This window comes from Hydrogenophaga sp. SL48 (genome assembly GCF_021729865.1).
Lineage (GTDB): Bacteria > Pseudomonadota > Gammaproteobacteria > Burkholderiales > Burkholderiaceae_C > Hydrogenophaga.
This window is the reverse complement of record NZ_CP063400.1, coordinates 2,114,809-2,129,390: the sequence shown is the minus strand read 5'-3', so window position 1 is coordinate 2,129,390 and position 14,582 is coordinate 2,114,809. Positions and strand designations below refer to the sequence as shown.

General features: G+C 69.4%; 16 protein-coding genes, 1 other RNA gene and 1 riboswitch. Of the genes, 13 read left to right on the top strand and 4 right to left on the bottom strand.

The genetic code is table 11. The features are described 5' to 3' along the window. The first annotated feature begins 265 nt into the window (after positions 1-265). Complete coding sequence (gene rraA / locus IM738_RS10145; protein WP_236965739.1) at positions 266-769, top strand: ribonuclease E activity regulator RraA; 504 nt, start codon at positions 266-268, stop codon at positions 767-769. Here rraA and IM738_RS10140 read toward each other — a convergent pair whose 3' ends face one another. The 4 genes from IM738_RS10140 to IM738_RS10125 all read right to left on the bottom strand — a co-directional run bounded on the left by IM738_RS10140 (position 770) and on the right by IM738_RS10125 (position 2,578). Continuing rightward, a complete protein-coding gene (locus IM738_RS10140; protein WP_236965738.1) occupies positions 770-1,585 on the bottom strand; it encodes a sulfite exporter TauE/SafE family protein in 816 nt (271 codons plus the stop codon). Positions 1,586-1,720: 135 nt separating this feature from the next. Continuing rightward, positions 1,721-1,899, bottom strand: a non-coding RNA gene (ssrS, locus tag IM738_RS10135) — 6S RNA. Positions 1,900-1,970: 71 nt separating this feature from the next. Beyond that, a complete protein-coding gene (locus IM738_RS10130) occupies positions 1,971-2,354 on the bottom strand; it encodes a cell division protein ZapA (protein ID WP_236965737.1) in 384 nt (127 codons plus the stop codon). Continuing rightward, complete coding sequence (locus tag IM738_RS10125) at positions 2,351-2,578, bottom strand: DUF904 domain-containing protein (protein ID WP_236965736.1); 228 nt, start codon at positions 2,576-2,578, stop codon at positions 2,351-2,353. Before IM738_RS10125 ends, IM738_RS10130 begins: the two co-directional genes overlap by 4 nt. Before the next feature lie 50 nt (positions 2,579-2,628). Continuing rightward, a riboswitch (cobalamin riboswitch) is annotated at positions 2,629-2,883 on the top strand. Positions 2,884-2,961: 78 nt separating this feature from the next. Here IM738_RS10125 and IM738_RS10120 point away from each other — a divergent pair. From IM738_RS10120 to cobI, 12 genes are all read left to right on the top strand, one after another. Beyond that, complete coding sequence (locus IM738_RS10120; RefSeq protein ID WP_236965735.1) at positions 2,962-4,794, top strand: TonB-dependent receptor domain-containing protein; 1,833 nt, start codon at positions 2,962-2,964, stop codon at positions 4,792-4,794. A 10-nt stretch (positions 4,795-4,804) separates the two neighbouring features. Next, entirely contained in the window at positions 4,805-6,169 is a 1,365-nt protein-coding gene (locus tag IM738_RS10115; protein WP_236965734.1) for a cobyrinate a,c-diamide synthase, read from the top strand. Next, complete coding sequence (locus IM738_RS10110) at positions 6,166-6,987, top strand: cobalamin-binding protein (RefSeq protein WP_236965733.1); 822 nt, start codon at positions 6,166-6,168, stop codon at positions 6,985-6,987. Before IM738_RS10115 ends, IM738_RS10110 begins: the two co-directional genes overlap by 4 nt. Next, positions 6,980-7,555: a bifunctional adenosylcobinamide kinase/adenosylcobinamide-phosphate guanylyltransferase gene (locus IM738_RS10105; protein ID WP_236965732.1), complete on the top strand. Its 576-nt coding sequence runs from the start codon at positions 6,980-6,982 to the stop codon at positions 7,553-7,555. The genes IM738_RS10110 and IM738_RS10105 overlap by 8 nt, the downstream gene beginning before the upstream one ends. Continuing rightward, the gene (locus IM738_RS10100) at positions 7,552-8,454 is read left to right on the top strand and encodes an ABC transporter substrate-binding protein (protein WP_442908504.1); all 903 of its coding nucleotides are present in this window, start codon (positions 7,552-7,554) and stop codon (positions 8,452-8,454) included. The genes IM738_RS10105 and IM738_RS10100 overlap by 4 nt, the downstream gene beginning before the upstream one ends. A 116-nt stretch (positions 8,455-8,570) precedes the next feature. Continuing rightward, complete coding sequence (locus IM738_RS10095; RefSeq protein WP_236965731.1) at positions 8,571-9,614, top strand: FecCD family ABC transporter permease; 1,044 nt, start codon at positions 8,571-8,573, stop codon at positions 9,612-9,614. An 8-nt stretch (positions 9,615-9,622) separates the two neighbouring features. Next, positions 9,623-10,402, top strand: coding sequence for an ABC transporter ATP-binding protein (locus tag IM738_RS10090; protein ID WP_236965730.1), 780 nt, complete (start codon positions 9,623-9,625; stop codon positions 10,400-10,402). A 49-nt stretch (positions 10,403-10,451) separates the two neighbouring features. Further along, the gene (locus IM738_RS10085) at positions 10,452-11,129 is read left to right on the top strand and encodes an energy-coupling factor ABC transporter permease (protein WP_236965729.1); all 678 of its coding nucleotides are present in this window, start codon (positions 10,452-10,454) and stop codon (positions 11,127-11,129) included. A 63-nt stretch (positions 11,130-11,192) separates the two neighbouring features. Beyond that, positions 11,193-11,939 carry a uroporphyrinogen-III C-methyltransferase gene (gene cobA / locus IM738_RS10080; RefSeq protein WP_236965728.1) on the top strand — a complete coding sequence of 249 codons (747 nt, stop codon included), beginning with the start codon at positions 11,193-11,195 and terminating at the stop codon, positions 11,937-11,939. An 18-nt stretch (positions 11,940-11,957) separates the two neighbouring features. Next, on the top strand, positions 11,958-13,148 hold the full coding sequence (gene cobG / locus IM738_RS10075; protein WP_236965727.1) for a precorrin-3B synthase: 1,191 nt from the start codon (positions 11,958-11,960) through the stop codon (positions 13,146-13,148). Next, positions 13,132-13,764, top strand: a complete 633-nt coding sequence (locus IM738_RS10070; protein ID WP_236965726.1) for a precorrin-8X methylmutase — start codon at positions 13,132-13,134, stop codon at positions 13,762-13,764. Before cobG ends, IM738_RS10070 begins: the two co-directional genes overlap by 17 nt. Next, positions 13,764-14,495 carry a precorrin-2 C(20)-methyltransferase gene (gene cobI / locus IM738_RS10065; protein ID WP_236965725.1) on the top strand — a complete coding sequence of 244 codons (732 nt, stop codon included), beginning with the start codon at positions 13,764-13,766 and terminating at the stop codon, positions 14,493-14,495. The genes IM738_RS10070 and cobI overlap by 1 nt, the downstream gene beginning before the upstream one ends. Positions 14,496-14,582 lie beyond the last annotated feature (87 nt).

Genomic DNA, 14,582 nt, shown 5'->3' with positions numbered 1-14,582 from the left:
TGGTGTTTCCTTCTAGAAGTGGAATATTCACCAGCGGAAAACGCGCTTTCTCACTGGTGTCACGGATGCTAATGGACTTGCATCACCATTCCAAGGTGGGTTGTAGGTTTTTTTGCTGGTTTTCATAGGGGAAAGCGCGGTTTTTGGCCCCGAAAACAACAGTCGGTCGCCTGCGCGCTGCAAGCCTGTTGTCAGAGCGGGTGCCCATGCTCCAATTTGTCTCTTGAATCAACCCTTCGCAGACCTGCTTTTCACCATGAATCCGATGCCTGATTTTTCAACCTGTGACCTGTGCGATGTCCACAAAAGCGATGCCACCGGCGCGTTCCGCGTGCTGCCGCCATTGTTTCGCGACTTCGGTGGTTTGAAGCGGTTTGCAGGGCCGGTGGTCACGGTGCAATGCCTGGACGACAACAGCCTGGTCAAGGCCGCGGTGGAGGGGCCTGGTGAAGGGCGGGTGCTGGTGGTCGACGGTGGCGCTTCATTGCGTCGAGCACTTCTCGGCGGCACCCTCGGGGCCGCTGCGGCCCACAACGGTTGGGCCGGCGTGCTGATCGATGGCTGTGTTCGCGACGCGGCCGAACTGGCGGTGTGCCAGACCGGCATCCGCGCGCTGGGGCTCATGCCACTGCCGACCGAGCGGCGCCAGCAAGGGTTGCGCGAACTGGTGGTGCGCATACAGGGCGTCTGGGTGCGCCCGGGCGATTGGCTCTATGCCGATGAAGACGGCACCGTGATCGCAGACCGGCCGTTGCACGTGGCGGCTTGATCAGGCGGACAGGCCCTTGTAGAGCATGTAGGCCGCCAACACGTACAGGATGCCGGCGAACACGCGTTTGAGCGATTTGACCGGCAGTGCGTGGGCCGCTTTCACGCCCAGAGGCGCCATGAGCACGCTGGCGATGGCGATCACCAGAAGGGCCGGCAGGAACACGTAGCCCAGGGAACCGGCGGGTAGGTCGGCCACGCTCTGGCCCGAGATCACGTAGCCGATCGCGTTGGCCAGCGCGATGGGAAAGCCCAGCGCTGCGCTGGTGGCCACGGCGTTGTGGATGGCGACGTTGCACCAGGTCATGAAGGGCACGCTCACGAACCCACCGCCCGCGCCGACCAGTCCGGACAGAAACCCGATGGCGGTGCCGGCGCCGAGCTGGCCAGCGGAGCCTGGCAAGGTGCGTGAGGCCTGGGGCTTTTTGTCGAGCAGCATTTGCGTGGCGGAGAAGCTCACGAACGCCGCGAACAGCAGCGCCAGCGAGCCTCCTTTCAACACCGCAAACACCCCCAGGCTGGCGATGCCCGCGCCCAGCACGATGCCCGGCGCCAGGCGCTTGACGATGTCCCATCGCACGGCGCCACGCTTGTGGTGGGCGCGCACGCTGGAGATGGAAGTGAAGATGATGGTGGCCATCGAGGTGGCGATCGCCATCTTGACCGCCAGGCCAGGCTCCACGCCACGCTGGCCGAGGATGGCGCTGATGAAAGGCACCATGATCATGCCGCCACCGATGCCCAGCAGGCCGGCGAGGAAGCCGGTGGCAAGACCCAACATGGCCAGCTCGATGATCAGCAGGGGTTCGAGGGTCATACCAAGGGCTTGTCCGGAGAAGGTGTCTCCCTGCAAGGGCAGCCGTGGAACCGGCTTGGCCGGGCCACAGGCTGCGTCCCCCTTCCCGCAGGAGAGGGGGGAAGACGCGAAGCGGCGCAGGGGGGAGATCGGAATAAGGTGTCTGCAGTGCCACCGGACCGTCATCCTGAACCGGGGTTCAGGTGGGCCAGGGCAGCGTGACTTCGGGTTCATCTGACGCGAGATGCTCACACCCATCAGGCAATGTACCTAGCCCGTGCTCATGGAGCATTGGTTCAAGGAAATATAAAGCCCGGCGCGCACTGCAGACGGTTCAAATTGTAGGCGCTGCCAGCGCGTTGTGCCGGAAGTCAGCGCAAAAAATGCGCGTGAAACCTCGGTCTGTTCAGAGCAACTGGCCGTCGTGGCCCAGCGACTGATCGAGTCGTCGGATCAGGTCGTCCATGCGGGCCTGCGATGCGGGATCGACCGGCTCGCTGCTGGAGGGCAAACCTTGCTCGTGCAAGGGGGCCGGTTCCGACTGTGCGAAGGACGATGCCGAGAAGCTCTGGGCTTCCTTCTGTGAGAGTTCGAACGCGAGGTTCAGCGAGGCCAGCACGGCGATGCGGTCCCTGGCCTTGACTTTGCCTGCGTCGCGGATGCGGCACATCGCCGTGTCGACCCGCTCCACGGCATCCAGCAGGGACGACTCGCCGCCCGGGGGGCAGGCCAACAGGTAACTCTGACCCATGATCTGGACTTCGATCTGCTTGGACGCGGGCTTGTTCATTCGGTGTCCTTGGGCATGAAGTCGGCGTCGGCGGGAAGGCGATCGAGCAGGGCGTCGATGCGTGCGCGTGCCGCGTTGAGTCGTGATCTGAGCGAGTCGCGCTCGTTCTTGAGGCTGGCCACCTGGTCTAGCAACAGGGCGTTGGTGCGCTGCAGTTCTTCATGGCGCAGCAGCAGGCGCTCGACGCGCTCGGCGATCAGATCAAGGTGCTTGGGATCGGCCATGGTGACAAAGTGTAGATTTCTCATTGTAGGGTTCCCGCAAGAAGCCCGGGCTTACAATCCACCCCGTTGGTGCTCGCGGTGTGGTTCACATGCCGCAGTTCAACGGGAAGCAGGAGGGAACGTTCACACGAACCGACCTAACCTGCGCTGCCCCCGCAACGGTAAGCAGACGGGACCTCTGAAGCCTTTCAGTCGTCTCCGCTTTCATCCCGCAGCCACTGGTGAATCGGTTCAGACCGGTTCACTGGGAAGGCGATGAAGGTTGTTCTGTCAGCCCGGATACCGGCCAACAAGGTGATGGTGCGTCCTTCGCGGGACCCGCCGTCGTGACGCCCATGCGCTGTCGGGGAAGACGGCGAGGGCACATCAGCTTGTGATCTTTCATGAAAACCCGTGCTATTTCCGTGCGCCTGGCCGTGCTCCCGTTGGCCTGCGCCGCTGCATTCCCCGCCTTCGCCCAGGCGCCAGCCACCCTGCCCGAAACCGTGGTCACGGCGACCCGTTCACAGGTTCCCGTGACCGATGTGGTGGCCGATGTGTCCATCGTGGACCGCGAGCAGATCGAGCGCAGCGGTGCCAATGGACTGGCCGATGTGCTGTCGCGCGTGCCGGGCATCACCGTGACCCGCAATGGGGGTCCTGCTTCGACCACCAGCGTGTACCTGCGCGGTGCCGAGACGCGCTTCACCGCCGTGTTCGTCGATGGGGTCCGCGTGGATTCTCAGTCCACCGGAGGTGCCAGCTGGAACGCGATCCCGCTGGCACAGGTCGAGCGCATCGAGGTGTTGCGCGGCCCGGCGGCGGCGATCTACGGATCGGACGCTCTGGCCGGGGTGGTCCAGATCTTCACCCGCCAGGGTGAGGCGGGTTTTTTCCCCTCGGTCCACGTGGGCGTGGGCACGCACAACACGCGCGACATGAGCGTGTCGCTGCGCGGCGGGCAGGGCGCGGTGAGTTATGCGCTGGGCCTGTCGGGTGAACGCAGCGATGGTTTCAACTCACAGCCCACGGGCAACCCGGACCGCGACGGCTACCGCGGACAGGCGGTCTCTGGCCGGCTGGGCTGGAAGCTCGCGCCCGGCCACGAGCTGGACGCGACGCTGCTCGACAGCGAGCAGAAGGCGGGTTACGACGGCTACCTGCCCGGCCAGGACGACCAGAACCAGCAAGACCTCCGCACCCTGGGGCTCAACTGGTCGGCCGCCTGGAGCGACACCTGGAAGACCCGGGTGGGTGTGACACGCGGCATCGACCGTTATCAAACCACGCCGTCGCCTTACCTCACCAACACGCGCATCGACACCTACCTGTTGCGCAACGAGTGGCGCATGGGCACGGCCACCCTGAGCGCCGATCTGGAACGCCGTGAAGACCACCTCACGAACGGCAGCACCATCCCCGAACAAACCGCCCGCGACCAGAACGCGCTCGCGCTGGGCTACACGCTGCGACATGGTGCGCACACGCTGCAGCTCAACGCCCGACACGACGACGACAGCGAGTTCGGGGGCGAGTCCACCGGGGGCGTCGCCTACGCGCTGGCGTTCTCGCCCGCGTGGCGAGCCACCCTGTCGGCCGGCACCGCGTTCCGCGTGCCCACCCTGTTCCAGCGCTTCAGCTTCTACGGCACACCCGATCTGAAGGCCGAGACGGCCCGCAACTTTGAGGCTGGCCTGCGCTACCAGGCGGGTCACGACCGCGCTGGGTTCACGCTGTACCGCAACGATGTGAAGAACCTGATCGACTACGTGAGCGGGCCCGGCAGCTGCGCCAATGGCGTGGGCGAATACGCGGGTTGTTACGGCAACACGGGCCGGGCGCGCTACAGCGGTGTCACGCTCAGCGGCGGCACGCGAGCGGGTGCGGTCAACCTCGGGGCTTCACTCGACCTGATGCGCCCCAAGGACCAGGAGACCGGTCTGCGCCTCGCGCGCCGTGCGCAAACCCAGGCCACCCTGACCGCCGACACCCAGCTGGCCGGCTGGACCTTGGGTGGCGAGCTGCAGCACCTGGGCTCGCGCTTCGACGATGCGGCCAACACGATGCGCCTGCCGGCCCACAGCCTGCTGAACCTGACGGCCAGCACCGCGCTCACGCCCAGCTGGACACTGCAGGCCCGCATCGACAACCTGACCGACAAGGCCTACGAGTCGGTGCTGGGTTACGCCACCGCTGGCCGCACCTTGTACGTCGGACTCAACTGGTCACCACGCTGAGCCACAGCGCATGCCGATCACCATGGACACGGCACGCACCTGTCCGGCGCTGCTGATCGCCGCCCCGGCCTCGGGCCAGGGCAAGACCACCGTGACGGCGGCGCTCGCACGGCTGCACACGCGACAAGGCCGCCGGGTGCGGGTGTTCAAGTGCGGTCCGGATTTTCTGGACCCGCACTGGCACACGCTCGCCAGCGGCCACCCCGTGCACAACCTCGACCTCTGGCTCAACGGCGAGACCGACATCCGCGCGCGCCTGTTTGAGGCCGCGTCGTCGAGCGACCTGATCCTGATCGAAGGGGTCATGGGCCTGTTCGATGGCGAGCCCAGCGCGGCCGACCTCGCGCGGCGCTTCGGGCTGCCCGTGCTCGCCGTGATCGACGCCTCGGCGATGGCGGGCACCTTCGGCGCGCTGGCGCACGGGCTGCGCCACTACCAGGACGGCCTGCCGTGGGCGGGCGTGCTGGCCAACCGGGTCGCCAGCGAGGGGCACGCGCAGATGCTGCAGCGCTCGCTGCGCCCGGCGATGGCCGACGGCGATGCGATGGGCATCGACGCCGGCTGGCTCGGCGCCTTGAAGCGCGACGCGGGCTTCACGCTGCCCGAGCGGCACCTCGGCTTGACGGTGGCGTCCGAACTGCTCGACGCCATGGAGCGGCTCGACGCCGTGGCCGACGCGCTGGCGCAGACGCCGCTGGGGCAGCTCGACGACGCGGGCTGGCAGCGCTGGGCGGTGCGGTTCGACGCGGTGTCGCCCGCGCTGCCCGCCCCCCGGCTGGCGGGGCGCACGGTGGCGGTGGCGCGCGATGCGGCCTTCTGCTTCACCTACCCGGCCAACCTCGACAGCCTGCGCGCGCTCGGCGCCGAGCTGGTGTTTTTCTCGCCACTGGCCGACGAGCCGGTGCCCACGTGCGACGCCGTGTGGCTGCCGGGCGGCTACCCGGAGTTGCACGCGGCCACGCTGGCGAAGGGCGCGCGCTGCCGCGAATCCCTGGCCGAACACATCGCAGACGGCCGGCCCGTCTGGGCCGAGTGCGGCGGCATGATGCCGCTGTTCGACACCCTGACCACCGCCGACGGCGACGAGCATCCGATGTGGGGCCTGCTGCCCGGCCGCGTGGCCATGCAGAAGCGCCTGGCCGCGCTCGGGCCGCAACGCTGGGACACGGCGCAGGGGGAGCTGCGCGGGCACACCTTTCACTACTCGACCACCGAGTCGCCGCTGCCACCGCGGTTCCGGACCGAGGCGCAGCGCGCGGGCGGGCGAGGCGAGGCCATCTACGTGCAGGGGTCGGTGCGCGCCAGCTATTTCCACGCCTGGTTTGCTTCCAACCCCGAGGCGGCCGCCTCGCTGTTCCTTGAGGAGATTTTGTGAGCACACCGCACCTGGGACCGCAGCGCATCGTCTGCCTGACCGAGGAGACCACCGAATGGCTCTACCTGCTGGGGCAGGCGCACCGCATCGTCGGCATCAGCGGCTACACCGTGCGCCCGCGCCGCGCGCGCGACGAGAAGCCCAAGGTGAGCGCGTTCCTCAACGCCAAGATCGACAAGATCCTCGCGCTGCAGCCCGACTGCGTGTTTGGGTTTTCCGACCTGCAGGCCGACATCGCAGCGCAGCTGATCCGCGCCGGTGTGCAGGTGACGGTGTTCAACCAGCGCAGCGTGGATCAGATTTTTTCAATGCTGTTCCAGGTGGCGGCGATGGTGGGTTGTGCTGAAGAGGGCCTGGCGCGCATCGACGTCATGCGCCTGCGGTTGGCGGCCATCCGAGCCGAGGTGAGCGCGCTGGTGGCGGCGGGCAAGCGCCGCCCGCGCGTGTTTTTTGAAGAGTGGGACGAGCCGCACATCAGCGGCATCCGCTGGGTGTCGGAGCTGCTGGGCATCGCGGGCGGCGACGACGTGTTCCCCGAGCTGGCGGTGCAGTCGCTGGGCAAGGACCGCATCATTGCCGACCCCGCCGAGATCGTGCGCCGCAACCCCGACATCGTGATCGGCTCCTGGTGTGGCAAGAAGTTCCGTCCCGAGAAGGTGGCGGCGCGCGCGGGATGGCAGGACGTGCCTGCGGTGAAGAACGGCCAGCTGTTCGAGATCAAGTCGGCCGACATCCTCCAGCCCGGCCCGGCTGCGCTGACCGACGGCGTGGCGCAGATGCACAGCATCGTCACCACGTGGATGAACCGGCATGGCTGATCGGGCCCGCAGCGAATTCATCCTCGGTGGTCAGCGCAGTGGCAAGTCGCGCCGCGCCGAGGTGCTGGCGCGCCAGTGGCTGGAGCGTTCGCCCGATCACCGCGCCGTGCTGATCGCCACGGGCCAGGCCTGGGACGGCGAGATGCGCGAACGCATCGCGCGCCACCAGCGGGACCGCGCCGAGCGGGTGCCGGGCATGGTCACGGTGGAAGAGCCGGTGGCGCTGGCCCAGACCCTGCGCCAGCACAGCGACAACGGCACCCTGATCGTGGTGGACTGCCTCACCCTCTGGCTCACCAACCTGCTGATGCCCGCGCTGCCCGGCGAGGCCCTCGACGAACCCGCCGTGGTCGCTGCGGGCCACGCGCTGTGTGAGGCCATCGCCGCCGCGCCCGGTCCGGTGGTGCTGGTGGGCAACGAGATCGGCCTGGGCGTGATCCCCCTGGGGCACGAGGTGCGCCAGTTCGTGGACGCGCTGGGCCGCCTGAACCAAAACGTGGCCGCCGCGTGCGAGCGCGTCACCCTCATGACCGCGGGCCTGCCGCTGACCTTGAAAGACCCGACATGAATCCGATGCGCAACATCCTGACCGCGGTGACGCTGGTGGCACTGACGCTGCTGGCCCTGCCGGCCCGCGCCGCGCTGCAGATCACCGACGACCACGGCGTGGTGGTCAACTTCGAGCGCTCGCCGCAGCGCATCGTGAGCCTGCTGCCCTCGCTGGCCGAAACGGTGTGCGAGCTGGGGCAGTGCCAGCGCCTGGTGGGCGTGGACCGCTACACCAACTGGCCCGCGAGTGTGAAGGCCTTGCCGCAGGTGGGCGGCGGGCTGGACCCGAACATCGAGGCCATCGTCGCGCTGCGACCCGACGTGGTGCTCATGGCGACGTCGTCCCGCGCGGGCGAGCGCCTGCGCGCACTGGGCATCAAGGTGGTGGCGCTGGAGCCCAAGACGCACGCCGACGTGCAGCGCGTGCTGCTCAAGATCGGCCAGCTGCTGGAGGTGCCCGACGCGCAGAAGATCTGGCGCGCCATCGACGCCGCCGTGATGGCCGCCGCGCAGTCGCTGCCCGCCGGTGTGCGCGGTACACGGGTGTATTTCGAGGTCAACCCCGGCCCCTACGCTGCGGGTGAAAGTTCCTTCATCGGCGAGACGCTGACGCGCCTGGGCGCGAAGAACATCGTGCCCGCCTCGCTCGGGCCGTTCCCCAAGCTCAACCCCGAGTACATCGTGCGCGCCAACCCCGACCTGATCATGGTCGGCCAGCGCAGCCTGGACGGCATGGCGCAGCGCCCGGGCTGGATGTCCATGCGCGCCATGCGCGGGCAGCACCTGTGTGTGTTTCCCGTCGACGCTTCCGACGCGCTGGTGCGGCCCGGTCCGCGCATGGCCGAGGGCGCGCGCCTGATGGCGGGTTGCCTGGCCGAGAAGGCGCCTGGCGCGAAGAAGCCGGGGGCGCGTCCTTGAACGATCCGGTGCAGGGCCGCCCCAAGCCGGATCAGCCCCCTCGGGGGGCAGCGACCCGCGCGGCGGCGGAGCATGGTGGTCCTTCGACCCGCCGCGCGTCCTGGCTGGTGGGGGGCATGTTGCTTGCCGCGCTGGGCCTGACCGCGCTCGGCGTGTGCGTGGGCAGCGCGGGTTTCGAGAACCTGATCGGCCCGCTGCTGAACCCGCAAGCCGACCCGTCGGCCACCGCGATGGCGCAGCAGATCGTGTGGGAGATCCGCCTGCCGCGCACGCTGGGCGCCTGGGGAGCTGGCGCGCTGCTGGGCCTGGCCGGCGCGGTGGCGCAGGGCCTGTTTCGCAACCCGCTGGCCGACCCGTTCCTGCTCGGCAGTGCCTCGGGTGCCTCGCTCGGTGTGGCCCTGGCGCTCGCGGCCATGGGGGGCGGTGCGGGCATGTTGGGCGCGTCCATGATGAACGGCGGCGTGGCCGTGAGCGTGTTTTCCAGCAGCGCCTGGGTGCGCCTGGGCCTGACCGGCGCAGCCTTTGGCGGTGCGGTGCTGGCGGTGCTGCTCACGCTGCTGCTCTCGCGTGGCGTGCAACACACGCTGCGCCTGCTGCTGGCCGGTGTGGTGGTGGGTGTGGTGCTGGGGGCGATGACGCACCTGGTGCTGCTGTTTTCGCCCGAATCGCTGCAGGCCATGCAGGCCTTCATGCTCGGCTCGACCAGCTTCGTGGGCTGGACCGCCTGCGTGTTGATGATGACCGTGTGGGCGCTGTGCGCGCTGGCGGCCTGGCTGCTGGCGCGCGTGCTCGACGGCCTGAGCCTCGGCGACGCCACCGCGCGCAGCCTCGGCCTGCCGCTGGGCCCCATGCGCGCGGCGCTGGTGGCCGTGCTCGCGCTGGCCACCGGCACCGCCGTGGCGCAGACGGGCCTGATCGCCTTCGTGGGCTTGGCCGCGCCGCACCTGGTGCGCTCGCTGGTCAAGACCACCAGCGGCCGCCTGATGCTGCTGGCCAGCTGCATGGGCGGTGTGCTGCTGATGGCGGCCGACACGCTGGCGCGCTGGCTGATCGCGCCGCAGGAGCTGCCGGTGGGCGTGCTCACCGCGGTGCTCGGCGGCGGCTACCTGCTGTGGCTGATGCAGCGCAACACGCGCGTGTCGCGGGGGGCCGGGCTGTGAAGGCACCCGTGAACGCCATCGCCATCGAAGCGCGCGACCTGAGCGCGCGACTGGGCGACACACAGATCCTGCACAACATCACCCTGGCGCTGCCCGGTGCGTGCTGGACCAGCATCGTCGGCCCCAACGGCGCGGGCAAATCCACCTTGCTCAAGGCGCTGGCCGGTCTGCTGCCGCACAGCGGCGAGGTGGCGTTGCTGGGGCGGCCGCTGGCCGACTGGCCCAGCCGCCAGCGGGCGCAGCAGATGGCCTGGCTGGGCCAGAACGAGTCCAGCGGCGACGACCTCACGGTGTGGGACGTGGCCATGCTCGGCCGCCTGCCGCACCAGGCCTGGCTGAGTGCGCCCAGTGCCGCCGACCACGCGGCGGTGGAGCGTGCGCTCCAGGCCACGCAGGCCTGGGACTGGCGCGCCCGCTCGCTCGGCCAGCTCTCGGGCGGCGAGCGCCAGCGCGTGCTGCTCGCGCGCGCCCTCGCCGTGGAGGCCGAGGTGCTGCTGATGGACGAGCCCCTGGCCAACCTCGACCCACCGCACCAAGCCGACTGGCTGGACCTGGTGCAGGCGCTGGTGGCGCAGGGCAAGACGGTGGTGAGCGTGTTGCACGAAGTGGCCATGGCCCTGCACGCCGACGAACTGGTCGTGATGGCCCAGGGCCGCATCACCCACCAGGGCCGCTGCGCCGAGCCCGCGACCCATCGGGCGCTCGAAGCCGTGTTCGACCACCGCATCGAAGTCCACGCCCTGCAAGGGCAGTGGGTGGCTTTGCCCCGCGCCCGAGCGACCGACTGATTTTTTCAACCGCGTTGGGAACAACGCCCACAACCCAAGGAGCCGCAACATGCACATCGAACCCGGACTGGTGGACAGCACCAAGATTTTCCTGAGCTATGCCACGGCGACCGCCGCCCTCGGCTGTTCGGCCAAACTGGCCTGGGACATGGTTCGCACGGAAGGTGTGACAGCCCTCCTGGCGCGCTCGGTGATGGCCGCTGCGCTGGTGTTCGCGTTCTTTGAGTTGCTGCCCACGCACCCGGTGGGCGTGTCCGAGGTGCATCTGATCCTGGGCAGCACCTTGCTGCTGGTGTTCGGCGCCGCGCCGACGGCCATCGGTCTGGTGGTGGGTCTGGCCATCCAGAGCCTGTTTTTCGCGCCCGACGACCTGCCGCAATACGGCATGAACGTCACCACGCTGCTGCTGCCCCTGTTCGCCATCCAGGCGCTGGCCCGTCGCGTGATCGCGCCCGACACGGCCTATGTCGACATCCGCTACGCGCAGGCACTGAAGCTGTCGGTGGCCTACCAGGGCGGCATCGTGGTCTGGGTCGGTTTCTGGGCCATCTACGGCCAGGGCATGGGTGCCGAGAACCTGTCGAGCATCGGCACGTTTGGCGCGGCCTACATGACCGTCGTGTTGCTGGAGCCGCTGGTGGACCTGGCCGTGCTGGCCTTGGCCAAACAACTGCAGCGTCTCAAGGGTTCGCCGGTGGTCCAGCCCCGTCTCTACACCGCGGCCTGATGGGGGCGTTCATGGCGGCGATGGCGTGCGGATGGAGCGGGGCGGTCTGCGAAGGGGTGGAGCTTGGTTGAACCGCAAAACACCGGCCGGGTGTCGATCGTGGGCGCCGGCCCCGGGCCGGTGGATCTGATGACCCTGCGCGCGCTGGATCGGCTGCAGGCGGCCGAGGTGGTGGTGCACGACCGGCTGATTTCTGCCGAGGTGCTGGAGCGGATCCCGGCGGCGGCCCTGCGCGTGTATGTGGGCAAGGCGCTGGGCGAACACGCCGTGCCGCAGGAAGGCATTCACGACCTGTTGGTGCAGCACGCCAGGGCAGGGCGGCGTGTCGTGCGGCTCAAGGGCGGAGACCCCTACGTCTTCGGAAGGGGCGGGGAAGAGGTTCAAGCCCTGCAGGCCGCCGGCATCGCGTTCGAGGTGGTGCCTGGCGTCACCGCCGCCAGCGGGTGTTCGGCGGCCGCCGGCATACCGCTGACCCACCGGGATCTGGCGGGCAGCTGCGTGTTCCTGCCGGGGCACCTCGCCGACGACGAGGCCTCACACGACTGGCGTGCGCTGGCCCGCCCGGGGCAGACGCGGGTGTTCTACATGGGCATCCAGCGCCTGCCGCACATTGCCCAGCAGCTGATCGCGCATGGCCTGTCGCCCGACACCCCGGCGGCCATCGTGCGCGACGGCACCCGTCCTTCGCAGACGGTGCTGGCTTGCAGCCTTCGCCGGCTGGTGGCATCGGCCCCGGCCTACGGCCCCCAGCCGGGCTTGCTCATCATCGGTGAGACGGTGCGGCTGAGCCCGCACTTTCAGCCGGCGTGAAGCCGGACGGCCAGACCCATGACCGAATCCACACCACGCGTTGGGGAACCCCTTGCCCAGGTCAAGGGCTGGTGCCCGGGCGCCCTGCGGCCCATGGCGGCCAGCGATGGCCTGGTGGTGCGCATCCGCCCGCCCGCCGGGCGGCTGAGCATGGCGCAGGCGCAGGGCATCGCGGCGCTGGCCCAGCGCCATGCCAGCCCGTGGCTGGAACTGACCAACCGGGCCAACCTGCAGTTGCGTGGTGTCGGTGCGGCGTGCCATGCGCCCCTGCTCGACGGCTTGCGTGGTCTGGGCCTGCTCGACGAAGACGCTGCGAGTGAGGCGCGGCGCAATGTGCAGGTCCAGCCCTTGTGGACAGAGGGCGACGTGACACACGGTCTGGCTTTGCGGCTGGGTGAGTGGCTGGCAGGCCGGGACGCACCCGTTCTGCCGACCAAGTTCGGCTTTGCGGTGGACACCGGCGCTGCGCCGTGCCTGCGCGAGGCTCACGCCGACATCCGGCTGGAACGCCACGCCGATGGCGTGCTGGTCTATGCCGACGGGGCCGACTCGGGCGTGGTCGTCGCGCCGCAGGCGGCGCCCCGGCGCGCCCTGGACCTCGCACGGTGGTTTCTGGGCGCTGGCGGAGCGCCCGAGGGCCGTGGTCGCATGGCCGCCCTGCTGGGCCGTTGCGCGCTGCCGGCCGAGTGGCGGCAGACGCCGGTGCCCGCTCACGCCGTGCCCGCGCCGGGACCCGGACCCCAGGCGCCAGGTCCGATCGTGAGCCTCGCCTTTGGTCTTGTGCGGGCCAGCACCCTGGCGGCGCTGGGCGCGTGCGGTGCCTTGCGGCTGACCCCCTGGCGCAGCCTGCTGGTCGAGGGGGCGGCGCGTTTGCCCGAGGGCGCCGAGCTCATCACCGATCCCCTCGATGCCCGCCTGCGGGTGGCTGCCTGCACGGGCGCACCGGGCTGTGAGCAGGCGTGGGCGCCCACCAGGGATCTGGCGCTGGCGCTGGCATCAGCGGTGGGCCCCGGGCAGCTGCTGCATGTCTCGGGCTGTTCCAAAGGCTGCGCCCACCCGACAGCGGCCACCACCATCGTGGCCACCCGGCGTGGCTTCGACTTCATCCGGTTCGGCACCGCAGCCGGCGCGCCGGACCACCACGGGCTGGACCTGCCAGCGCTCGAACAACTCCTGCAACAAGAAACGGCCCATGCTGCACGTGTATGAACGGGATGGCGACGCCATCTACCGCCAATCTTTCGCGATCATCCGGCGCGAGGCCACCCTCAGCCGTTTCTCGGCGGTCGAAGAGCTGGCCGTGGTCCGCATGATCCATGCCGCCGGCCTGGTGGGCCTGGAGCAGCACGTGGCGTTCACGCCGGGGATGGCGCAAGCCACGCGCCAGGCCTTGCGGGACGGCGCACCCATCCTGTGCGACGCCCGCATGGTCAGCGAGGGCATCACCCGCCAACGCCTGCCATCGGACAACCCGGTGGTGTGCACGCTTCAAGACCCGCGGGTCCCCGCGCTGGCGCAGCAGCTGGAAACCACCCGCAGCGCCGCCGCGCTGGAACTCTGGCGCCCGCACCTGGCCGGTGCGGTGGTGGCCATCGGCAATGCCCCGACGGCGCTGTTCCACCTGCTCAACATGCTGCAGGACCCGGACTGCCCGCGACCGGCCGCGATCATCGGCTGCCCGGTGGGCTTCGTGGGGGCGGCCGAGTCGAAGACGGCCCTGATGGCCTCGAACGCGGCCCCCGCGCTGGTGGTGCACGGCCGCCTGGGCGGCTCGGCCATCACGGTGGCCGCCATCAATGCGCTGGCCAGCGAGCGGGAGATCTGATGGGCCGCATCATCTGTGCCGGCCTCGGGCCCGGCGATCCCGACCTGATGAGCGTGCGCGCGGATCGGCTGGTGCGCTCCGCGCAGCACGTGGCCTTCTTCCGCAAGAAGGGCCGACCCGGCCAGGCCCGAAAGATGGTGGAAACGCTGCTGGCGCCCGGTGTGACGGAGCACGCCATGGAGTACCCGGTCACCACCGAGCTGCCGTTCGACAGCCCGGCCTACATTCACTGCCTGGCCCGCTTCTACGACGATTGGGCGGCGCGACTGGCCGGCCTGGCCTGTCAGCAGGACATCGTGGTGCTGTGCGAGGGCGACCCGTTTTTCTATGGCTCCTTCATGCACCTCTACACCCGGCTGCAAGGGCGGGCCGAGGTGGAGGTGGTGCCGGGCATCCCCGGCATGGTGGGTTGCTGGTCGGCCACCGGCCAACCCATGACCTGGGGCGATGACGTGATGACGGTGCTCATGGGCACGCTGCCCGAAGACACCTTGGTCGAGCGCATGCAGACGGCCGACGCCATCGCCGTCATGAAGACCGGCCGCAACCTGCCGCGGGTGCGGCGCGCGCTGGCGCGGGCGGGCCGGCTGGACCAGGCCTGGCTGGTGCAGCACGGCACCATGCCTCAGCAGCAGATCGGCCGCTTGGCCGACACGCCCGACGAGGTGTGCCCGTATTTCGCCATCGTGCTGGTGCACGGTCAGGGCCGGCGGCCGGAGGTGGCCGAATGAGCGCAGCGCCGAGCCATTCCCAAGCCAGCTCGCACCGCAGCCCGCAGGGCGAAGGTACGCCCGTGAGCGCCGCCCGGCCGCTCCGAA